The sequence below is a fragment of the Staphylococcus durrellii genome (assembly GCF_015594545.1).
Lineage (GTDB): Bacteria > Bacillota > Bacilli > Staphylococcales > Staphylococcaceae > Staphylococcus > Staphylococcus durrellii.
The window spans coordinates 345788-368696 of record NZ_JADIIO010000001.1 but is presented as its reverse complement, the minus strand read 5'-3'; the positions used below and the strand labels follow the sequence as shown (position 1 = coordinate 368696).

Genomic DNA, 22909 nt, shown 5'->3' with positions numbered 1-22909 from the left:
TAGGCTGGCACATCTTCTCGATGTCCCAGCCTTTACATTTAGTATTCAAAATTATTCTGCTTGTTTCTGACCCACACGTTTTTGAATTAATATAGATACCGCAGCTATGATTAGAATTAAAACTATAATACCAATAATTCCTAAATATTTAGCAACATTACCAAATACTATACCTACCGCTAAGAAATCCGTATCTGAAAATGTGGTAGCAGCACCACCTAAATCTCCTAAGAATGGTAAGAATAACAGCGGTAAAAATGTAATTAAAATTCCGTTAAGTGCCGAACCTGCTACCGCACCTTTAATACCGCCTCGAGCATTACCAAAGACGCCAGCAGTTGCACCTAAGAAGAAGTGAGCCACGACGCCCGGTAATATAATGACGCCACCGAATAAAAATAGTACAAACATACCAATAACACCTACGATAAAGCTTACGAAGAAACCAATCAACACAGCATTTTGTGCATAAGGAAAGACGATTGGACAATCTAGTGCTGGCTTTGTATTTGGTACTAACTTTTCAGATATACCTTTAAATGCTGGCACTATTTCGGCCAAAATTAGACGGACGCCAGTTAAAATGATGAATACGCCTGCTGCAAAAGTTACACCTTGAATTAAAGAAAAGACGATAAAATTTTGCCCTTTGCTAATATCTGAATGGACGTATGCAGGTCCTGCAAATAGAGATGCTATAAAGTAAAGAGCAGTCATTGTAATAGAAATACTAATCGTACTTTCTCTTAAAAAACCTAAACTTTTTGGAAATTGTATATCTTCAGTTGATTTAGATTTTCCTTTAAACAACTTACCTATCATGCCTGCTGCCCAGTAACTTATAGTACCAAAGTGTCCTAGTGCGACTTGATTGTTACCTGTTATTTTTTGCATTGTCGGTTGGGCTAACGCTGGTAATACTGCCATTATCAATCCTAAAATAATCGCACCTATAACAACTGTCAGTGTCCCTGTTATTTTACCTGCTGATAATAAAATGGCTAAAAATGCTGCCATATAAAATGTATGATGTCCTGTTAAAAAAATATATTTTAAATTTGTAAATCGTGCTATTAAAATATTAACAATCATACCAAACACCATGATTAAAGCTGCCGTCGTGCCGAATTTATTTAAAGCTATGGAAATAATAGCTTCATTATTCGGTACGACACCTTGCACACCAAAAGCATGTTGGAATATTTTTCCGAAAGGTTCTAAAGATTGAGTAACTACGTTTGCCCCAGCACTCAATACTAGAAAACCTAAAATCGTTTTAATTGTGCCTGATGTTACATCTACTGCTGATTTCTTTTGTACTTTCAACCCAATTAATGCAATCATAGCAACTAATATGGCTGGCTGACTTAATACATCAACGATGAAATCTAGAATCGGTTTCATAACATCCCCTCCATTTTAACTTTTATAATTTACCTAGCTGTTGTAACTTTTCTTTTAACTTAGTTTGTAATTCTTCTTTATCTAAAATATTATCTAACACTAATACTTCACCAAGATTTTTAGTGTTTTCTTCAAGATCTCTACCGCAGATAAATAATTCTGCCATATCAGGACTTGCTGACATAACGTCACTATGTTCTACTTTAATATCTGAAGGCGCATTTAAATTTTTCAACGCCTCTTGAGCATTCATTTCAACCATAAAGCTACTTCCTAAACCATGTCCGCATACTACTAAAATTTTCATTGTCATCATTCTCCTTTTAAAATATTAATGAGTTTATTTTTATCCGTTGTTTGTAATAACCGTTCAACGGTTTGTTGTTCTCCTAAAACTTGAGCCAATTGCCTTAATAATTCTAAATGTTGTGTATTATCTACAGCACTTAATACAAATATTAATGATGCATAATGACCTTCTGCAGAAAAATTAATGTGTTTTTCTAATTTCAACAAACTTAAGCCTACTTTACTAACTGACTCATCTGGTCTTGCATGAGCGATTGCAATTTCAGGTGCTATAACGATATAAGGACCTAAATTATGTACACTATCAATCATTGCTTGTACATAACGTTTATCAAAATATGCTTGCTGCAATAATGGTTGCGAGGCAATACTAATTGCTTCAGACCAGTTATCAACTTGATTTTTAATTTGAACTTTGTCTGGTGTTAACATTTCTAAGTTCATCGGCTCCCTCCCCTATGTCTCACTGACTTCATCTATGCTCTCTATAATTTGGTTTAACTCTCCTTGTAATAAAATCTGTCTTTTATTATTATCCATCAATAATTCGCTCAATTGTCTCAACGCATTTAAGTGAATTTTAGGTTGTTCGGTAGCTAAAGTTATCACTATATATACTGGATCGTATTGATTATGGTTAAAATCAATTCCTTCATTGTAGTGCACTAAACTAAAACCAACACCTTGGTTAACATGGCCATGATGGGCATGGACAAGAGCGATATGTGGACTAATAACCATGTAAGGACCAAACTTATCTAATTGCTCTATAACCGCTTTGGCATATGTTGTATCTACAATGCCTTGTTTTACTAATAATTCTACACCTTGATAAATCGCTGCATCTCGGCATACTTTTGGCTGATCAGTTAATATATTAGCTTGTGATAAAACTTGATTTAACGTTGGTCCTACAGATTTAATACTGTTGACATATTGTTCTCTCGCGTTATTAATTATGTTATTTAATTTAATACGATCCTCTGCAGCTAAAAATGGGCTAACATTAACAACAGGAACGGATAATGATTTTACGGGTACAGTGGAAATTACATAATCTATACCATCGTGTGTTAACTGGTTCTCTGAAATTTCATAAATTGAATACGCATCAACGACCTCTAATTCAGGATAAATGTTAATAATTTTACTCTTAAGTAGTTGGGATGTACCGATTCCCGATCCACAAAGCAATACTACTTTTATTGATTTCTTTTTTAATGACGTACCGCGTTCAATAGCCGATGCAAAATGTAATGTAATATAAGCAATTTCGTGATCATCAAATTGAATATTATAGGCTGATTCAATTGCACTTAAATGTCTATTGAGTGCCTCTACAATATGTTCGTATTGAGCATGAATATCATGCAACAATGGATTTACATGACTCATGTTGAACTGCATACGATATATCGCAGGTTGAAGATGGACGATTAAACCATTTAATAATTTATTATCAGCCATCAAATCAACGCCTAGTTCACCGCTCATATGCTCTATAAGTTCATAACCTAATACTTCCAAATTATCGGAGCGCTCTAACATTGTATTTTCTTCAACACTTTTAGCGCCCAATAAATGTAAAGTAATAAACGCTGCTTCACTTGTCGGAAATTGAATATCAAACACCAATTCCAGACGTTGTGCAATAAGTGTCGCTATATAAAATTGTTCAGTTTGAGCGAGTCGATCATATTCTGCTTGAGGAATTTCAAAAGTATATGCTTCTTTGGTACGGTGAATAGCGATTAAAATATGATAAATCAAACCATCTATTGCACTTTGAACCAATTGATATCGATGCTCCATTAAAGTTGTAGTAACGGTTAGACGAATTTGTTTTAAATCATCATTAGAAAATAAATGGTTTCCTATTTGGTGCGTATGCGTTTGAAAATACTCATTAACACGTGTTGCATAGGCTTTTCTAAAGTTATGTTCATCACCTTCAATAATAAACCCTTTATTCTTTACGTAAGTTAAATTTAATTTTTGTGAGGCTAGCCATTTTTGTACATCTTTCAAATCTTCTACGATTGTTCTACGAGATACTGATACCATTGCAGCAAATGATTGTGAGGACGTAGGCAGTGATGACTCGAATAATTTTAAAATGATATATAATATACGTTCACTTTTAGCATAATGTATAACTCTGTTTTGAGCTGATTCAGAATTAGTTGTTTGCTGACGTGTATTAATTATCTTAATCCCATTGGCCTTATTTCTTTCCAAAGTTATGTGCAACGTATCAATCATGTTTTCAATTAACTCTATATCATACTGAATGGTGCGTGCAGAAACTTGAAATTGCTTGGCTAGATCATGAACCGAAACATATTGTCCTTGTGCAGATACAAAATCAAGAATTTGTCGTTGTCTCATACTTAGCAACTGTAATGCCTCCTCACATTTATATTGTAAACGCTTTCTATTATTTGTAGATGTGTAATGTGATTCGCTAAAAATTCCGAATTATTGCACATCTAACTAATCAGCAGTCTTTATAATATTAGTGTAATAAATTAACCAAAATAAAAAAGCCTAGTGCGACATTACACTAGACTTCTCTAATTACGTTTAAAAAACGTTGCAATTCATTTGTTTGGGGCTGATTAACAATTTGTTGTGGTTCTCCTTGTTCGCCAATATAACCATCATGTATAAAGACGATTTTATTGGAGACTTCTCTAGCAAAGCGCATTTCGTGGGTTACGATGACCATTGTCATACCTTCGTTTGCGAGTTCCTTAATAACATTTAATACATCGTTGACTAATTCCGGGTCTAACGCTGATGTCGGTTCATCAAATAACATAACCTGTGGATTCATAGCTAGAGCTCTAGCTATTGCCACGCGTTGCTGTTGCCCTCCTGACAATGCATTAGGTCGTTGGTTTTTTACTTCTGTAAGTCCAACCTTTTCTAATAAAACCAAAGATTGCTTTTCAGCTTTTGATTTCTTAACCTTTTTAACAGTTATAAGTCCTTCCATAACATTTTCTAAAGCTGTTTTATGTGGGAACAAATTATAACTTTGAAAAACCATACCCGACTTTTGACGCACTGTTATTTGAGATTTTTTGTCATCATTACTATAGCTTTTACCATCGACATACACTACTCCAGATGATGGTAACTCTAATGCATTAATCATGCGTAATAATGTAGTTTTTCCTGAACCAGACCTGCCAATCAAAGTCACAACTTCTCCCTGATTAACAGTTAAATCTATACCTTTAATCACTTCGGTATCACCAAACGATTTTTTTATGTTTTTTAATTCAATCATGAGCGATACCCTCTTTCGAGATAAGATTCATAGTAATTTTGTGCGATAGATATAATGAAACATACTACCCAATACAATAAAGCGACTAAAATATATATTGTTAAATATTCATAAGTCGTCGATGCAACTTCTTGAGCCTTTCTAAACATTTCTGCGACTAATATAAAACCTAAAAGCGATGTGTCTTTTATTAAACTTAAGAACGTATTACCCAGAGCAGGCACTGATACACGAATTGCTTGCGGTAAAATGATACGTTGTACTGTTTGTCGGTAATTCATACCGATAGAATAAGCTGCTTCAGTTTGACCTTTAGCTATAGATAAAATACCGCCTCTAATGATTTCTGAAGCATACGCACCTACATTTAGCGATAAGCCAATAATCGCTGCTACTACAGGGGCTAAAGTCCACTGGTTATCGGAATTATCAGTAATAAGTCTACCTAGTTCCGGGATTCCATAAAAGATAATAAATAGTTGTACGATCATAGGTGTCCCGCGAATAATTGAAATGTAAAATCTAGCAATGCTTCTCAACACTCGACTCGTAGATATTCTCATTAAAGCAGTAAATAATGCAATGATTAACCCAATAACAAAAGTAACTAACGTTATTGGAATTGAATATTTAACGAGTCCCTCTAACATAGGGCCAAATGCTTGTCCTGCTGCGTTTAATGCGTGTTGTTGTTCATGGTTAAGGTTTAGAAACATCTGCGCCGAACCATTTCTTACTTATTTTTGTTAATTCGCCATTATCTTTTAATTTTTTCAATGCTTTATTCGCTTGTTCAATCGTCTTTTTATCTTCTTTTTTAGTGAAAGTTAGTGCAGATTGACTTTTCTCTGCATTACCTTCAATTGACTTAACTTTAGCGTTAGGCTTTTGTTTCTTATAGTCTAAATATGAAATATTATCGTTAAATGTACCTTCAACACGATGAGATTGTAACAAGTCCATTGCTTGATTGAAGCCGTCAACTTTAGTTAATTCAGCACCTTTTGATTTCGCTAACTTACCATAGTTAGAAGTAAATGTTTGTGCTAATTTTTTACCTTTAACATCATCAAATGATTTAATATTTTTATTGTTTTGGTTAACTACTAATACCGCTTGAGAATATGTGTAAGGCTCAGAGAATTGGTATTTTTCTTTACGTTCATCATTGATACCAACTTGGTTAGCAATAACGTTAAAACGTCCAGAATCTAAACCTGCAAACATTGAGTCCCATTGCGTTTCTTTAAATTTAACTTTATAACCCATTTCTTTCGCTACTGCTTTCATCACATCTATGTCATAACCAGTTAATTTATCATTTTTATCATGGTAAGAGAAAGGTGCATATGTCCCTTCTGTACCTACGATAAATGTTTTTTCTTTATCGACTGTTTTAGTTTCACTACTTTTCTTATTAGAGCTGTTATTCCCACATGCAGCTACCGCTATAACAATCACTAAAGCTAATAAACTAAAAAGAATTTTTTTCATCACATTACCTCTATTCCTATTATTCTTATCAGATTAAAAATAGTTTAGCCCCATCTACTTAAATAGTCAACATTTTTTTTTAAAATTACATAACTTTTTAAATTTTGCTTAATTTCTTACTGAACCTTTATTGCAATAATTGCTGCTATACTAAACATATTTACTAAAAATTAAATAAATATAATTTACAACCTAAAAAAAGTCTGCGACATAACTAATTGTCGCAGACTTAACACTAGATTTTGATGATTACTTCAAAAGAGCTATTTATTTTCATACTTATATATCATTATAGCAATAGTCAAATAAATTTATTAAACGAACAAACTTCTACCCATTTCCCATTCATTTAATTTTGTACTTTTACTTCTTTATATAAATCAATCATCTCTTTGGCGATATCATTAAATGCAATTGCGGTCATTAAATGGTCCTGACTATGCACTGTTAACAATGTAAGTTCTTGATGATTACCTTGTGCTTCCTCAGTAAGCATCTTAGTTTGAATTTGATGCGCTTCTGTTAATGATTGTTGTGCTTGTGTTACTTTTTGTTCAGCACCCTCAAAATCCCCTTTTTTTGCAGCATAAATAGCTTCCATAGCACTACTTTTGGCATCCCCACCAAATGCAATTAATGACATTGCTTGTTCAGTTATTTTATTATTTTCCAATCTAAACACCACCTTATTGAGACATTAATTGTTCTGCCAAATTAATTACATTTTTCCCATTCATAGTACCATAATCCGTCATAGGGATAACTTCAACAGGAATATTATGTCCACTCGCACGATGTTCAAATTCGTTTTTTTTATATCTTACTTGAGGTCCAAGTAGTAATACATCGATGTCCTCATTATCAATATGAGCATCAGCGTCTGAAGTAGAGACAGCAAATATTTCACGTTCTAGACCTTGATTATTTGCCGCTTCTTCCATTTTCTTTACTAACATGCTTGTACTCATGCCTGCAGCGCACACTAACATTATAGTTTTTTTAGCCATATTAATCCCATCCTTTATCTATTAATAGAACGCGCCACCATGGAAACCGTGTGTCTTTGTCCTCTTATAGCTTTACTCATCTCAAAAATATTATCTACTGGTGCTAAACCTCCATAGCCAGCATCGCCTATATGTTGTATATCTACCCCGCAAACTTTATTTTTAATGGCAAAATCTCTAATTGTACTAGGATCAGAACTTTCTTGGCTAGTTCCAATAGCCGACATTACAAGACCACCATTATGATGTACGGCTTTAACTATATTTTTTAACTGATGTTCATCAAAACCAGGTACAGTGCCTATAGATGGCACAAGAATGATATCCGCACCAGCAGAGATAAATTTCTCTACATATTCTGTAGTTATAACTGGTTCATCCACCCCTGCACTGTGCATTTTTCCAGCTATAATAAGTCCAGAGAAATGTTTATGCGTATTTTCTATTGCCCCTACTATTTTTTCATTTGTTACACCAGTTCCTGGATTGCCTGTCATACAGACGAAATCTAAACCTAATTGCTCAATAGCTTGCACTGTTTTCGTATTAGCCTGTCGTCCCTCTGCAATATTCAATTTTTCTTCAGCCATATTCGCAATATCATCTACTGGTTCAAGGTTAACTCCAATTGGTCGCCCTACCAAACGTCGTAATTCCTCAATTACATGCTTATCTTCATCTACATTTACAACCTTTGGAGCTAACGCGTCTAAACCATTTAATAAAATTAAATCCGCTCCAAATGCACGGGATAATTCAGCGTTAGTAATATCTGGAATGACAGGCGTTCTTGTCACAACATTTTCTGCTAAAATAACTCGCCCGTCGCTAGCTTTTATACTTTGTTTAAGTTCTGTTGGTGACATTTGCAAAATTTCTGATGCGTTTGCGCTTATTAATCTTTTTACCATTAAAATAGCCCCCTAAATTAGTTACTTAATTATTTATATTTGTTTCAGATTCTTTACTTGTTTCTTCTTGTTCAGCTAAAATGTTATATTTTTCCATCGCACGATAAAATGGGTAATATAATAAAATATCGATAATAATACAGCAAATTTGAATGAGTGACCCACTAATATGACCCGTTGCTAAAAATCCACTCAAAATAGGTGGCATCGTCCACGGCATTGCTGTTCCATTCGTTAAATGTACTAAGCCGGTAGACATCGCTGTATAGGTTATCGTCGCATTAATCATTGGCGCTAATACAAATGGTACGATAAGTCGAATATTTAAGACGACGGGTATACCAAACATCGTAGGTTCATTAATATTAAACAAACCTGGTATAAATGTTATTGGTGCCATCATTTTTGTAACTTTACTCGCTCGATGTTTTATAGCAAACACTGCAATTACGATAATCAAACCTATCGTCGAGCCACTACCACCCATAAATACAAAGTTATCAATAAATGGCTGTGTAATAATATGTGGTAAATCTCCATTAGGATGAGCTTGATACGCTAATCGGTTTTCGTCAATATTTTTTAACCAAATTGGTTGCATAACTGCGTTAACGACGTTAGCCCCGTGTATGCCGACAAACCAAAACATACTATTAAGTCCAACCAAAATAATTGTCCCAATAAGCGAGCCACCTAAGAAACTTAACGGCACACCTAACGTATTAATAATCAATTTGTGTATGTTTCCAAACGGCAATAAATCTAATGCCACATAAACACATAACCATAAAATTATAATTACGGCACCTGGTATTAAGGCACTAAAACTTTTGGCGACTGCCGGTGGTACCTGATCAGGCATTTTTATTTTGATATCTCTATTGATAAACCATTGGAAAATCAGTCCCGAAATAATACCTATAATTAGAGCTACAAATAACCCCTGACTTCCCATGTAAACTTGTGGTATAGCCTCTTCTGGCTTTTTGCCTCCTGTCATCACATTTGGTGTAACTACTAAAAATGCAGCCATAGAAATTATCCCTGCTGAAACACCATCAGTATTATATTGTTTGGCAATGCTGTGTGCTACACCAAAACAAGCAACTAACCCCATTAACCCAAAAGTTCCGTTTACTGCTTTAGTTAAATAATCTAAAATCCCCGTAGATGTTAACCATTCAATCCACCCTGGAATTGCAATACCGCTAATAACTAAAAAGATAGACCCAATTATAATCAGTGGCATTGCCACAATAATACCATCTCGCAATGATATTAATATTTTATTCGAACCTAGTTTTGAAGCTACTGGCAATAAATGTTTCTCTAATGCATCATTAAATTTACTCATTCTATACACCCCCATTTTATGTAAGCGATTTCACAAGTTTAATTAATTATATTTTATAATTAATTAAGTGTCAATATACACTTATCCTGTTATAATCTTAATAACTATATTAAAACTATAATGGTGGTATTTTTATGACTATGACTGACAAACAAAAAGAAATTCGAGGAAAGATCTTAAATGAATTATATCTACGTGGACCTATATCGCGAAAAGATATCGCACGTAACACTGGCATCACACCAGCTACGACAACAGCAATCACTGGGGAGCTTATAAAAGAGGGAATAATTGAAGCTAATAGTTTAACTGACAACGACTCTAAGTCAAAAAATCGTTCAGGTCGCAAAAAAGTTACGTTATCAATTACTAATTATCATAGTTATTATATTGGTATAGAATTATCTCGCCATTTTTTAACATTATGTCTCATAAATAATGCTGGTGAGGTTATAACTAAACAACACCATAAAGTAGAAATTTTAAACTTTACTAATGATGAGGCAATAAATTACTTGTTAGCTGTACTCACCAATTGTTTAACATACTATCAAAATTTAAATATTCAAGCAGCAGGAATCGCAATACCCGGCCATTTCGATAAACAAAATCAACGTATTGCTTCCTCAGCTGAATGGCAAAAGTTTAATCTAAGTCGTTTAATTAATGAAGCACCAGTACCGCTATTTTTAGAAAATAACGTTCATTGTATGAGTCTATATGAGCATTTAATCTCAACGCATAATAAAGGAAATAATTTTGTATTTTTCCATGCCGTACAGGGCATTTTCTTATCAAGTATCTATAATGAAAGCCTATATGGCGTCAATAATTTCTCGGTTGGTGAGATTGGCCATACGATTGTCTATCCAAACGGCGAGCGTTGTGAGTGTGGTAGATATGGTTGTTTACAAAATTATTTAGGTGGGTTTAATATACTCAAAAAAGCTCAACACAGCTATAACCATAACCAACATTCACTGTTAAGAGGGCTAGTAAATATCTCTTCAGATATTACATTAGCTAAAGTAGCAGAGGCATATAGATTGGGTGATACAGATATAACTCATATTATTGAAGATGCTATTAATGCCGTTGTTGTTACGTTGAACAATTTATCAATGTTGATAGATACCTCAAAAATTTATTTGCACGGTCCTTTATTTAACGACATGATAACGCGTCACATTTTGACTGAATATTTAAGTTATAAAAATTTATATCAAGGCTTACCCGATATTGATTTTGACATTATCCCTTATGAAGTAACTAATGGTGCACGAGGTGCTGCAATACTCGCGTTGTCTCATTCTCTCATTTGGTCTCAATAAATATCTCGTGAAATTCTAAAAAGTCGCTTAACGATTTATTGATTCGCTAAGCGACTTTCTTTCTATAACTATATAATTATTATTGTTGAGCTAGCTCATTAAATCCATAATCAATTTCAAATCCCATATCTTGTATCATATCGTAGTCCAACTTATTAGGTTGGCCTCCGGTAATTAAGTAATCACCTACAAATATTGAATTAGCAACTAATAATGCCGTGGATTGTAGTGAACGTAAGTTAACCTCTCGTCCACCTGCAATACGTATCTCTTTAGTGGGATTAATTAATCTAAACATAGCTAAGATTCGTAAACAAATCATTGGCGTCAACTCATCCATCGATCCAAATTTCGTACCTTTAATCGGATGAAGAAAGTTAATTGGTATACTATCGGCATCGATTTCTTGTAACGCAAATGCCATATCAATTCTATCTTCATTAGTTTCACCCATGCCACAAATAACACCTGAGCATGGGGAAATGTTATTTTTCTTCATAGTTTCAACCGTATTTACCCGTTGTTCATATGTATGTGTAGAAACGACCTCACCATGATAGCGTTCACTCGTATTAAGATTATGATTGTAACGATCCACGCCTGCCGACTTAAGTTGTGCGGCCTGTTGTTCATTAGCCAAGCCTAAACAGGCACAAATTTTCAATTGTGGATGTTTGAGTTTAATGCTTTCTACTGTACGTGAAATATGGTCTACTTCTTTATTACTAGGACCTCTACCACTCATTACAATACAATAAGTTCCTATATTATTTTCGTCGGCAGCTGCTGCCCCTTGTTCAATTTTTTCTTGGGAAACTAATGCATAACGTTCTTTATGTTTCATATCTCTAGATTGCCCACAATACCCACAATCTTCCGGACATATACCACTTTTAGCATTCAAAATCATATTTAATTTCACTTTTTTACCATAGTAATAGTGTCTCAATTTGTATGCTTCATTTACTAAATCCATCGTTTCGATGTCATCATTAGTATAAATATCATAGGCTTGTTCCTTCGTTAAGTGTTTCCCTGATAAAATATTATTAGCTAAATTCATATATCTTCCCCCTTAAGATATATGAATTATAGCACAAATGTAAACTTTATATAAGTTTAAGTTTACATTCAATGCCAAATTGGACTCATTATTTTAAATAAAAAAGCGTCATCACATGGACAACACTTTTTTACAATTTGCATTAAATATATTTAATTATCCATAGTAATGACTAAACGCGCCGCTTCGCCTTTAGCTAAACGATCAAACCCTTCATTAATATCTTCTAAGGGAAGCGTGTCAGTCAATAGTTCATCTACTGGCAAACGCCCTTGTTTATATAAACTTATGAAATTAGGTATATCTCTATCTGGCACACAACTGCCTACATACGAACCTTTAATCGTTCTTTCTTCAGCAGCTAATGTAACTTGGGGAAACGCAAATTTATGTTTTGGATCAGGTAAACCTGTAGAAGTTGTCGTACCACCTCTTTTAGTTATTTTATAGGCAACGTCCATGGCAGGTACCACACCAGCTGTTTCGAACGCAAAATCTACCCCGCCTTGTTCATAATCTTTAACTGCTTCAACAATATTATCATCGCTTGAGTTAAATACTGCAGTAGCGCCTAGCTTTTTAGCTAAATCAAATTTTTCTTCATTAATATCTAAAGCAATAATTTCACTTGCACCGGCTAATTTGGCACCCATAATCGCATTTAATCCGATACCACCTAAACCTATTACTGCGACGGTACTCCCAGAACGAACTTTGGCAGTGTTAATTACTGCTCCAATACCTGTAATAACTGCACAACCGAAGATTGCCACTTTTTCAAAAGGTATATCTTTATCTACTTTTACAATAGAATGAGTTGATACGACTGCATAGTCAGAAAATCCTGCTACGCCTAACAAATGATGCATCACGTCATCTTTATCAGATTGTAGTCTAAAACCACCTTCTATCATTTCCCCTGTAGCATTTGATGCTGCCCCATTTTCACATAAGGCAGGTCGACCTTCTTTACATGGTATACAACCACCACAACTAGGAATAAATGTACAAACTACATGGTCCCCAACGTCATAGTCAGTAACACGGTCGCCTATTTGAATAATTTCTCCGGCCGCCTCATGTCCTAATACCATAGGCATAGGTCTAGGTCTACTACCATTAATCACTGATAAATCAGAATGACATAATCCAGTTGCTTTAATTTTGATTAACACTTCATTTTCTCGAGGCTCTGACAATTCTAATGTTTCTATTGTTAATGGCTTACTTTCTGAATAAGGCCCAGGCGTCCCCATTTCATGTAGCACTGCTGCTCTTGTCTTCATAGTCAATCTCTCCCTTTTCAAACATTAATAAAAGCGAATATTATTATTCATAATACCCTTCTGTTGATTTACGGAATCCTTCAAATTGCTCACCATCATGCCCAAACCAAATTTGAGCTTTTTTTTCGTTAGCCAATTTTTTAATTTTCTCTACAGATTTAGTCCATCCAATAGAGTCATATAGAATGCCTGGTGGTTTAGGAGGGTTGCCCATACTTTCTTTAGTATATATAGCATCAGATGCTAAAATAATGGTTCCTAATTCAGCACTTTCGATTTCTAAACCGATAATTCCCCATGCGTGTCCACTACCAAAGTTTAATACACGTACACCTTCAACTAGTTTGATATTGTCGTCTTCTTTTTGAATTGTTCTCCATTTCAAATTGTTTTTTATCCAAGCGTCAATGTCTGCCCAAATGTATGCCCCTTCTTGTTGATTACGAGCATAAGTTTTCATTGTGCCACTTAATTCATCGTCATGCACGATTACTGTTGCATTAGTAAAATACTCTAAACAACCTGCATGATCTAAATGTAAATGAGATGCAACTACAAAATCTACTTCTTTAGGGTCGACGCCTATTTGTTCTAATCGATTAGGTAAATGACAAGATTCATCGGCAAAATATGGAAATGCTTTTTGTGTCGCATTAATCCATCTACCATTTTCACCCATAGCGTTAGGATTACATGCGGTATCAAATAATATTTTTGCCTCTGGATGATCAATAAATACAGTGTAAATAGGAAATTCATGCATTTCATTAGGTGCTTCTGGATGATCTAACGTAGCTTGGTTCGAGTTGGCAATCATTAAATTTTTATCCATCTTCATGCGACCATTATCTAAAACATAAATCTTCATACGTTCTTTATTGTAGTTCACCATAACTATCATCTCCTTAGATTTATAGTTATATTTTACACTTTAATGTAAACGTTTACAAACAGATATACATTTTTCCCCTTTCAATTAAATTATTTATTATTAATTGAAAGGGGAAAAAAGTAGTGAGACTTTTTACGAGTCACACTACTTTTAGCTTATTATTTAACTTTAAAAAACATCGCCTAACGTCACAGATAAAATTGATTTAATTGAATGTAATCTATTCTCCGCTTGATCGAATACTACTGAATGATCTCCACGGAATACTTCATCACTGATTTCCATTTCAGTAATGCCGAACTTTTCAAAAATTTCTGCGCCAATTTGTGTGTTCAAATCATGGAAAGCTGGTAAGCAATGCAACACTATAATATCAGGATTACATGTATTGGCTAACATCGCACTATTAATTTGATATGGCAATAACTGTTCTATACGTTGCTGATATACCGAGTGATCTTCCCCCATAGAGAACCATACATCAGTATATAGTGCATCAGTTTGATACACTGCCTCTTTAATATCTTCAGTAATTAATATTTTGCTATTAGATTGTTGTGCATATTGTTGCGCCATTTGTTGAATATCATCGTGGGGTTGTAATTCTTTCGGTGCAGCAATATTAATATTGACGCCTAAAATTGCACCAGTAACTAATAAATCATGTGCTACGTTATTACGTGCATCTCCTACATAGGTTAAAGTTTTATCTTCAAAAGTTCCCCAATTTTCTTTTAATGTAAAGAAATCAGCAATCATTTGTGTCGGATGCCATTCATTTGTCAAGCCGTTCCATACTGGTACATTGGCATATTTAGCTAACATTTCAACGTCAGATTGATTGTAACCTCTAAACTCAATTCCATCATACATTCTACCTAACACTTTGGCTGTATCTTCGGTAGATTCTTTTGCACCTAGATGAATATCTCCTTGTCCAAAATATTCAGCTGTTGCACCTAAGTCAAATGCAGCAACACTAAATGCCGAACGTGTACGTGTAGATGGTTTTTCAAAGAGTAGCGCTAAATTTTTCCCTTTTAAATATGGGTGTGGAATACCTCTGTTTTTCTTTTCTTTTAATTCACCCGTGAAATCAATTAATGTAATCAAGTCTTCATAAGAAAAATCACAAGTTTTTAAAAAGCTTTTACCTTTAAATTCTTGCAATTGTTTTAATGTAGTCGTGTACGTCCCATCTAAATCACTCTCCAATATTTGTAAGATTACTTACTATCATAACGAGAGAGCCAATAAAAATCAAGTATATTTATACTATTTATTGTATATTATTTTATTATTATCAGAATGACTACTTTTATAAAATTTTGAAAAACGTCAATAAAAAATTGCTATGTAAGTATTTTAGTTAATAATTAAACTAAACCGAGGTGTTATAATACACACTTTTATATACATTAAATGAAAAAAGATGAGCCTATGAGCTCATCTTTTAAGAATCTAATATATTAGGATGTTACTTGCTTTCTTTTACTATTTCTAGCTCGCTCTTCTGGAGTTTTTAAGAATCGTGTCATAATAGCACTTGCTGCATATAAACCAAAGATCAAGAACATCATGCCTTTAACACCAATTGAACTATAGAATAAGTATACAAGGCCAGGACCTGCGAATACACATAAACCTGCACCAAGATTTAATATTGCCATAGCTGGACCTTTATCTCCTTCACCAACTAATGATGGTACCAATGCGGAGATAGGTACGAATCCAGCTAAACACATACCCCATAGAAATCCTACTAGCCCTACTACAAAGACGTTGCCTGTAAAAAGCTCTGGTAAGAAATATAAACCTAGTGTAAAGATAGCGCAACCTACACCACCGATAAAACTAATTGTATTTTTCCAGCCAATTTTATCACTTAATGCTCCAAAAATTAGATTAAAAATAATATTAGCAATGAAAATTGTACCCCAAATATTCAACCATGTTGTCGTTTCGATACCTTTTTTAGATAAATATAGCGGTAAGAAAAGTGGAAATGCATATTGAGCTGCTTGATTGATAATACGAACGATACAAGCTATCGCAACCCTAGGCTCTCTGTACAAAATAGAAATACCTGCAAATACTTCTCTCATATGCTCTTTAGCGCCACCTTCACGATCTTCCAATGAAAATTTATCGCGGTTAACGAATACGGCAAGCACTGTTCCGATAAGTACCCAAATAATAGCTGTCCATAAAGTGCCAAAGTAACCAATTTGTTTAATCGCAAATGAAGAATAGAATGAACCTAATACACTTAAACCACCTGTAAAGACAAACCAGAACCAACCTACAGCTGCGCCTAAACGTTTTTGTGGGGAGCGATAAGCTACCCAAACTAAGAATGAGTATGCAAATAATGGATAACCAAAACCTCTAATTGCATAAGTCGGAATCATTAAGCCAAATTGCTCTGACGGCACTGCTATACCTGCAAAAACCGCATGTCCTATAATGTATAATGCTGTACCAATCAACATAACTTTTCTAGGTCCTATAACCTCGACCAAGACTCCAGACAACCAAGAACCAATTGCAATCGTAACGCCATAACAGGTAGTTAAAGCTGCCGTTTGTTGAACAGTTAACCCATGATTTTGTAAATATGGACTAATCCAACCAAGTTCTAATCCATCACCCATCATAAAGATAAGCACACCAATGTATCCCCAAAGCAATGTTGGCGGCATACCCATTTTGGCTAATTTATTGTGCATAAGTAACAACACCCCTTTATTATTCACGTTTTCAAAATAAACTATTAAGTGAGCAAAATATCCAAAATAGAAAACGCTTTCATTTATTTATTTTATTCTATTTCATTTTTTCTTATAATGCAAATTTATTTTTGTTTATTTTCGTTTATTTTCGTTTTCTGCCAGTTATATTTCATATAAAACAAGAGTGATAAGCTGATGAATAAGCTTATCACTCTTGTTTTAATTATCATTTTTATGTTTATCTATTTTAATTGCTTATTAAATTCTTCATATAATTGTCTTGCTGTTGATTCATCTTCAATGCCATGAACATTCATGCGTCCGTCTCGAAAGAGGGTGCAATTCACATCTTTATATTGAATTAACTTAGCAAATGGGTTTTCTTTAATAATATGACCTGGGAAATATGTTGCATAATTGAATGCCTGTTTATTGAATCTAAATAAATATGCATTTCCACACATTGATTCGATTTGACTGAGCTGCGTCTTATTTAACAATTCATAATCATCTTGTTCACAAACATGACATTCGTTATTTTTTAATCCATCAATATTAATTGCCTGTTGTTTTAATTCAAAAGTATCAACAGTAATTAACTTTTTAGAAAATCCCTCACCTGCCGCATAACGCATTAATTCGGACACTTGTATACTAACGACTTGATTAATTACTGGTGGTAACACACCATTGATGGCACAACTTTCACCAGTATTTGGTATCGCTTGTAATAAACATTTTAAGCACGGTCCTTTATAGTCAATAGCGTAAACAGTACCTTTACTACCTACAGCTGCACCATAAATCCAAGGGATTTGTAATTTATGACAAGCTTCATTTATAAGATACCTAATTTCGAAATGATCCATACCGTCCATCACAATGTCTGGATTATGGTCACTTAATATCTTTTCAATATTTGTAGAGGTCAGTTCTTCATACAAAGTATTGATTTTTGTTGTTGCATTAATTTTATTTAATTTACTTTTTAATGCTTCAACTTTGGGTAGCATTTGTTGCGCATCTTCTTCATCATACAATGCTTGTCTGTGTAAATTGCTTAATTCTACGATATCCATATCAATAATTGAAATTTCATGTACACCCATTCGTGTTAACATCTCTGCAAGGTTACTTCCAAGCGCACCAGCCCCAAGTATCATCACATTCATTGTCTGTAAGCGGCGTTGGCCTTCTTCGCCAAAACGTCGATAACGTGATTGACGATTATAGCGATTTATCATAGGAATCCGATACCTTCTACTGGACTTGATGCTTGTGCAGTATATTTGACCGGTATTCTTCCCGCTTCATAACTTAATCTACCTGCCTGAATGCCTAGTTTCATAGCTTCGGCCATTTTAACAGGATCTTGTGCACTTGAAATAGCAGTATTTAATAAAATGCCATCTGCACCCAGTTCCATCGCATGACATGCATCTTTAGGAGATCCAATACCTGCATCAACGATCACAGGTACATCTACTTTCTCGATAATATAGCGTAAGTTTAATGGATTATTTATACCTCTACCGGTACCAATAGGTGATGCTAGAGGCATAATCGCATGAACGCCTAACTCTACAAGACGCTTTGCCAATACGACGTCATTAGAAACATAAGGGCATACAGTGTAACCTTTTTCTAATAACGCTTTACACGCTTCATACGTGGCTAATGGGTCAGGTAATAACGTTTCGTCATCACCAATCACTTCTACTTTAATCATGTCACAAACGCCAGCATGATTAGCTATTTCTGCAATTCTAATTGCTTCTTCGGCTGTTTTTGCGCCAGCTGTATTAGGAAAAGTAATATAGTCTTGCAAATTAATATTAGCTAATGGATTAGGCAAGTTTTTGTCGTATAGATTCATTCTTCTCACAGCAAAAGTTAATACAGAAGTCTCTGCAGCATTAATTGCCTTTGTTTGAATTGCTTCGTTTTCAAATTTCCCAGTACCTAGCAATAATCTAGAATTTATTTCAAATTGTCCAATTTTAAACATATTAACCGCCTCCAACGAATTCTAATAACTCTAATTTGTCATTTGCTGAAACTACTTGTGATGCAAATGCGTCTCGCTTAATTAACTTGCTATTATGTTCAACAATGACACGTTGTTCATCTATTTCTAATTGTTGCAATAAATCTAATAATGTTAATTGTTCGCCAAATTTAAATGCGTCACCGTTAATCATGACTTCCATTTAACACACATCCTTTTACTGTAAAATCATTTAGCATTTGTGGTTTCATATCTGTAATAATCCACTTACTCATAAGTTCACCTACAATTGGGGATAATAGAATGCCGTTACGATAATGGCCAGTGATAACAAATAATCCTTTTTCAACTTCGTCCATAATCGGAATTTCATTGGCAATATACGGCCGAACTCCTGACCACTGTTTTAGTTTACGTGCATATTTTAGTTTAGGTATATGCTGCGTAGCACTGTCTATTAACCAATCTACACCACTTTGTGATACACCCACTGAATAGTTATCAAAGTAACTTGTAGCGCCAATAAGCACTCTATTTTTATTTTTCGGTACTAAGTAGCAACCATTCGTCATAAATATAGTTGACTGCAAATCTAAATTGTCTTGTTCCATCAATATGACTTCACCTTTAACACCTGTTAATTGGCGCTCTTTTAACTGTGTTTGCAATAATTTATGACTCCACGCCCCACCTGCAACTACAACTTTTGGAGCGTAATAGTCGCCTTTATTTGTTATCACTTTGTACATCTCTTTGTCTTTTGTAATAGTTAGCACTTCTGTATGTTGTATACGTTCAACGTTGCTCTGTTCTAACGATTTATATAATGCTTTCGTATACTTATTCGCGTTTACTTGGTGATCATTTGGAATATATAATGCCATGATGTCTTCAATATTTAAATTATTACTCGTTAAACGATGAGCTTCTTTTTGTTCTAAAAGTCTTACATCCGGATTAACGTTTGCTAAAAAGTTATATTGTGCTATCACTTTGTTATTGTCTTTGGGTTCGTATGCTAACTTGATTAATCCTGTTTCTTTATATTCGATATCACTTCCAACTTCCGATAGCAGTTGTTCACTTAATTGTTTGAAATATTGCTGGGATTCCAAAGCCAAACGATACGTAGGACTATCGTTAGAAAACTCATTTTGTGCGCCTAACATGCCACCTGCCTTATAAGAAGCGTGCATGCCGTCGACATCTCTATCAATGATGCCTATTTTCAACTTATTATGTTTTAAATTACGTGCGACAGACATGCCCATGACGCCAGAACCGATAATGAGTACATCAAACATAATTTGACCACTCCTCTATAATTTTTCGTAAAGTTTGATTATCACTGTCATAAAATAATGAAATACCAGCAATTCCTGCAAAACCTGTCGGCAATTGTGGTAACGTGCGAATATTCACCCCACCTAGAGCAATAACTTTAATTTTTTTGTTCAGTACTTGCGTAATTTCGCTTTGCGACCTTGGTTCCTGATTAGGTTTGGATGATGTAGGAAAAACATGTCCAAACAATACATAATCACAACGCTGTTGTTGCGCATAAATTACACTTTCTTCACTGTGTGTAGACATACTAACTATCGCTTGAGGATGTTGAGTTTTAAAATTTTTTAGGGCACTATGATATTCACTGAAATGAATAGATGTCATAGCGCAAGCAATAAATACGTCTACATTGCTATGCACAGTCAATTTGTCTTTACTAATACCATGTTCAATAGCTTTTGTTATCCAATCAATGAGCTGAGACGTTGTCATAGGTGTACGTATAATCAGGCGGTCATAATAGCCCATAATAGATTGATAGTGCAAAATATCTTGCAAATTTAACAATTTATACGGTGTAATTGCTATAAACATTGGTGTTCACCTCTATATATAATAAAAAAACGTTATTTTTCTGGTTAGAAAAATAACGTTTATACTCAATTATAAAAATCGTCTAAGTAACGCCACTTTCCTACGCCAGTATGAACTGGATCAGGTTCCGGGAATTTCGAAATAATAATCTCAATCTCAGCCTTCTAAAAAGGCACTTCCAGTGGTTTATATTAAATTTTAATTTATTGTAAAATCAATTGATCGGTAATGTTAATGTAACTTATGTCTTTAGAAATTGCAAACCAGTACTACATATTAGTTAAGTTTACTTTTCTTAGTAAGCTCAAGTAATTTTTTTGTGATAGGTTGTGTTTGATTATAAACATCTTTGTATATTTCAAAGTAATTTTGATAAGCTACATGACATTCTTTATTTGGCTCAAAAATTTTATCTTTATGGATAAATTGTTCAACACATGATGCGATATCATCATACCATTCCAAACCCGTAGCAGCTATCATAGCTGCACCCATAGATGGTCCTTCTTCATGTTTTAGTTTATATACTTTTGCATTAAACACATCTGCTTGCAATTGTAACCAAAAATCACTTTTCGCACCGCCACCAATGGCAACAACTTCGTTTATATGCTTACCTTGAGAGCGCAAATATTCTATGGACTCGTATAACGAGTAAGTAATTCCTTCGACAACAGCACGAGCCATATCACCAAATGTATGCATACCACTTAATCCAATAAAGCTACCGCGAATATTAGCATCTCCATGTGGAGTACGTTCACCCGTTAGATAAGGTGCAAAAATCAATCCTCGGGCACCTATTTTAGATTGTTCGGCACATGACATAATTTCATCAAATGAGTAGTTTTGCGCACAATGACGTTTAAACCAATTCAGACTATAACCAGCTGAAAGTGTTACACCCATAGCATAAGATAAATTATTTACAGCGTGTTTAAACATATGAATATTATTACCATATACAGCCTCTTGCTTTGCTTCACAGGACAATATTACACCTGATGTCCCAATGCTACATAACGATTGATTAGGTTGAATGACTCCTGCCCCAATAGCACCGCAAGCATTATCACCACCACCTGCAAATACGGCAACTCTGTTTTTAATGCCTAGGTTTTCAGCAATCGACTGTTTCAAATACCCTACATGCGTATCTGAGGTAACCAGTGGTGGATAAATATTTGTAATACCAAATTGTCGGCCAACATCTTCTGACCATTGATTTGTCGACGGGTCTAATAACAATGTACTCGACGCATCGGACAATTCCATATTGATTGTATCCGTTAATTTGAAGCGCACGTAGTCTTTAGGCAACAGAAATACTTTTGTTTTAGCCCAATGATCTGGTTCGTATTGCTTTAACCACATCAATTTTGTTAACGTAAACCCTTCTAACACTGGATTACCCAACACAATTTCACCTAGTCGTGATTTAATCTCTTCACATTGGGCAGTAGAACGTGTATCATTCCACAATATTGCAGGTCTAATCACTTTGTACTCATCGTCTAACACAATTAAACCGTGCATTTGTCCAGAAAATGATATACCATTTATTTCAAAATTAGAATGGATTTGCTTCAAATCATTTATAACGTTGTTCATTGTTTCAATAGTTACTGATACCCATTCATCGGGATTTTGTTCACTGTAACCAGGATAAGCATGTTGAATCGTTAACGGCGAACTCGCAGAAGCAATGATATTACCTCTGTCATTAACTGCTAATGACTTGATTGAGCTCGTCCCAACATCAATGCCTAATACTAATTTTTCCACATTAATTTTTCCTTTCCCAACTCAACACCTTAAATCAATTAATACATCATTGGCTTACTTTTGGCAAGTCCCTTTCTTTTACTAAATAAATACATTGTTTTACCACTTTCTATCGTATGAATATTAGCCACTGGCTAAGACTACTGGATGTCTAAAA

Annotated in this window: 23 protein-coding genes and 1 riboswitch; of the genes, 1 reads left to right on the top strand and 22 read right to left on the bottom strand. The window is 34.4% G+C overall.

Features of this window, described 5'->3' with window-relative positions:
* Positions 1–51: 51 nt before the first annotated feature.
* From ISP02_RS01555 to ISP02_RS01505, 11 genes are all read right to left on the bottom strand, one after another.
* Positions 52–1404, bottom strand: a complete 1353-nt coding sequence (locus ISP02_RS01555; protein ID WP_195719915.1) for a PTS ascorbate transporter subunit IIC — start codon at positions 1402–1404, stop codon at positions 52–54.
* 22 nt (positions 1405–1426) lie between these two features.
* Positions 1427–1711, bottom strand: a complete 285-nt coding sequence (locus ISP02_RS01550) for a PTS sugar transporter subunit IIB (RefSeq protein ID WP_195719914.1) — start codon at positions 1709–1711, stop codon at positions 1427–1429.
* Positions 1712–1716: 5 nt separating this feature from the next.
* Entirely contained in the window at positions 1717–2157 is a 441-nt protein-coding gene (locus ISP02_RS01545; RefSeq protein WP_195719913.1) for a PTS sugar transporter subunit IIA, read from the bottom strand.
* 12 nt (positions 2158–2169) lie between these two features.
* Positions 2170–4101, bottom strand: a complete 1932-nt coding sequence (locus ISP02_RS01540; RefSeq protein WP_328806060.1) for a BglG family transcription antiterminator — start codon at positions 4099–4101, stop codon at positions 2170–2172.
* Between the two features lie 175 nt (positions 4102–4276).
* Positions 4277–5008 (bottom strand): amino acid ABC transporter ATP-binding protein, encoded by a 732-nt coding sequence (locus tag ISP02_RS01535; RefSeq protein WP_195719911.1) that lies wholly within the window; start codon positions 5006–5008, stop codon positions 4277–4279.
* Positions 5005–5724 carry an amino acid ABC transporter permease gene (locus ISP02_RS01530; protein WP_195719910.1) on the bottom strand — a complete coding sequence of 240 codons (720 nt, stop codon included), beginning with the start codon at positions 5722–5724 and terminating at the stop codon, positions 5005–5007. Before ISP02_RS01530 ends, ISP02_RS01535 begins: the two co-directional genes overlap by 4 nt.
* Positions 5708–6502: an amino acid ABC transporter substrate-binding protein gene (locus ISP02_RS01525; RefSeq protein WP_195719909.1), complete on the bottom strand. Its 795-nt coding sequence runs from the start codon at positions 6500–6502 to the stop codon at positions 5708–5710. Before ISP02_RS01525 ends, ISP02_RS01530 begins: the two co-directional genes overlap by 17 nt.
* A 349-nt stretch (positions 6503–6851) precedes the next feature.
* Positions 6852–7145: a PTS lactose/cellobiose transporter subunit IIA gene (locus tag ISP02_RS01520; RefSeq protein ID WP_235980523.1), complete on the bottom strand. Its 294-nt coding sequence runs from the start codon at positions 7143–7145 to the stop codon at positions 6852–6854.
* A 43-nt stretch (positions 7146–7188) separates the two neighbouring features.
* Positions 7189–7509 (bottom strand): PTS sugar transporter subunit IIB, encoded by a 321-nt coding sequence (locus tag ISP02_RS01515; protein ID WP_195719907.1) that lies wholly within the window; start codon positions 7507–7509, stop codon positions 7189–7191.
* Between the two features lie 14 nt (positions 7510–7523).
* Positions 7524–8420, bottom strand: coding sequence for a DUF7916 family protein (locus ISP02_RS01510; protein WP_195719906.1), 897 nt, complete (start codon positions 8418–8420; stop codon positions 7524–7526).
* 25 nt (positions 8421–8445) lie between these two features.
* Positions 8446–9774: a PTS sugar transporter subunit IIC gene (locus ISP02_RS01505; protein ID WP_195719905.1), complete on the bottom strand. Its 1329-nt coding sequence runs from the start codon at positions 9772–9774 to the stop codon at positions 8446–8448.
* A 134-nt stretch (positions 9775–9908) separates the two neighbouring features.
* Here ISP02_RS01505 and ISP02_RS01500 point away from each other — a divergent pair, with 134 nt between their 5' ends.
* A complete protein-coding gene (locus tag ISP02_RS01500) occupies positions 9909–11105 on the top strand; it encodes an ROK family protein (RefSeq protein WP_195719904.1) in 1197 nt (398 codons plus the stop codon).
* Between the two features lie 79 nt (positions 11106–11184).
* On the opposite strand, the gene bioB is transcribed toward ISP02_RS01500, so the two are convergent.
* The 11 genes from bioB to xylB form a co-directional block, all read right to left on the bottom strand.
* Positions 11185–12168, bottom strand: coding sequence for a biotin synthase BioB (gene bioB, locus ISP02_RS01495; RefSeq protein WP_195719903.1), 984 nt, complete (start codon positions 12166–12168; stop codon positions 11185–11187).
* A gap of 152 nt (positions 12169–12320) precedes the next feature.
* Positions 12321–13454 (bottom strand): zinc-dependent alcohol dehydrogenase family protein, encoded by a 1134-nt coding sequence (locus ISP02_RS01490; RefSeq protein WP_195719902.1) that lies wholly within the window; start codon positions 13452–13454, stop codon positions 12321–12323.
* Positions 13455–13497: 43 nt separating this feature from the next.
* A complete protein-coding gene (ahlS, locus tag ISP02_RS01485; RefSeq protein WP_195719901.1) occupies positions 13498–14346 on the bottom strand; it encodes an AhlS family quorum-quenching N-acyl homoserine lactonase in 849 nt (282 codons plus the stop codon).
* A 168-nt stretch (positions 14347–14514) separates the two neighbouring features.
* A complete protein-coding gene (gene argF, locus ISP02_RS01480) occupies positions 14515–15561 on the bottom strand; it encodes an ornithine carbamoyltransferase (protein ID WP_235980486.1) in 1047 nt (348 codons plus the stop codon).
* Positions 15562–15815: 254 nt separating this feature from the next.
* Positions 15816–17075, bottom strand: coding sequence for an MFS transporter (locus tag ISP02_RS01475; RefSeq protein ID WP_195719900.1), 1260 nt, complete (start codon positions 17073–17075; stop codon positions 15816–15818).
* A 245-nt stretch (positions 17076–17320) separates the two neighbouring features.
* Positions 17321–18319 carry a ThiF family adenylyltransferase gene (locus tag ISP02_RS01470; RefSeq protein ID WP_195721805.1) on the bottom strand — a complete coding sequence of 333 codons (999 nt, stop codon included), beginning with the start codon at positions 18317–18319 and terminating at the stop codon, positions 17321–17323.
* Complete coding sequence (locus ISP02_RS01465) at positions 18319–19086, bottom strand: thiazole synthase (RefSeq protein ID WP_195719899.1); 768 nt, start codon at positions 19084–19086, stop codon at positions 18319–18321. Before ISP02_RS01465 ends, ISP02_RS01470 begins: the two co-directional genes overlap by 1 nt.
* A 1-nt stretch (position 19087) precedes the next feature.
* Positions 19088–19288, bottom strand: coding sequence for a sulfur carrier protein ThiS (gene thiS, locus ISP02_RS01460; protein ID WP_195719898.1), 201 nt, complete (start codon positions 19286–19288; stop codon positions 19088–19090).
* Entirely contained in the window at positions 19272–20390 is a 1119-nt protein-coding gene (gene thiO, locus ISP02_RS01455) for a glycine oxidase ThiO (protein ID WP_195719897.1), read from the bottom strand. The genes thiS and thiO overlap by 17 nt, the downstream gene beginning before the upstream one ends.
* On the bottom strand, positions 20383–20967 hold the full coding sequence (locus ISP02_RS01450; RefSeq protein ID WP_195719896.1) for a thiamine phosphate synthase: 585 nt from the start codon (positions 20965–20967) through the stop codon (positions 20383–20385). Before ISP02_RS01450 ends, thiO begins: the two co-directional genes overlap by 8 nt.
* 80 nt (positions 20968–21047) lie before the next feature.
* Positions 21048–21157, bottom strand: a riboswitch (TPP riboswitch).
* Between the two features lie 86 nt (positions 21158–21243).
* Positions 21244–22752, bottom strand: coding sequence for a xylulokinase (xylB, locus tag ISP02_RS01445; protein WP_195719895.1), 1509 nt, complete (start codon positions 22750–22752; stop codon positions 21244–21246).
* Positions 22753–22909: the final 157 nt, after the last annotated feature.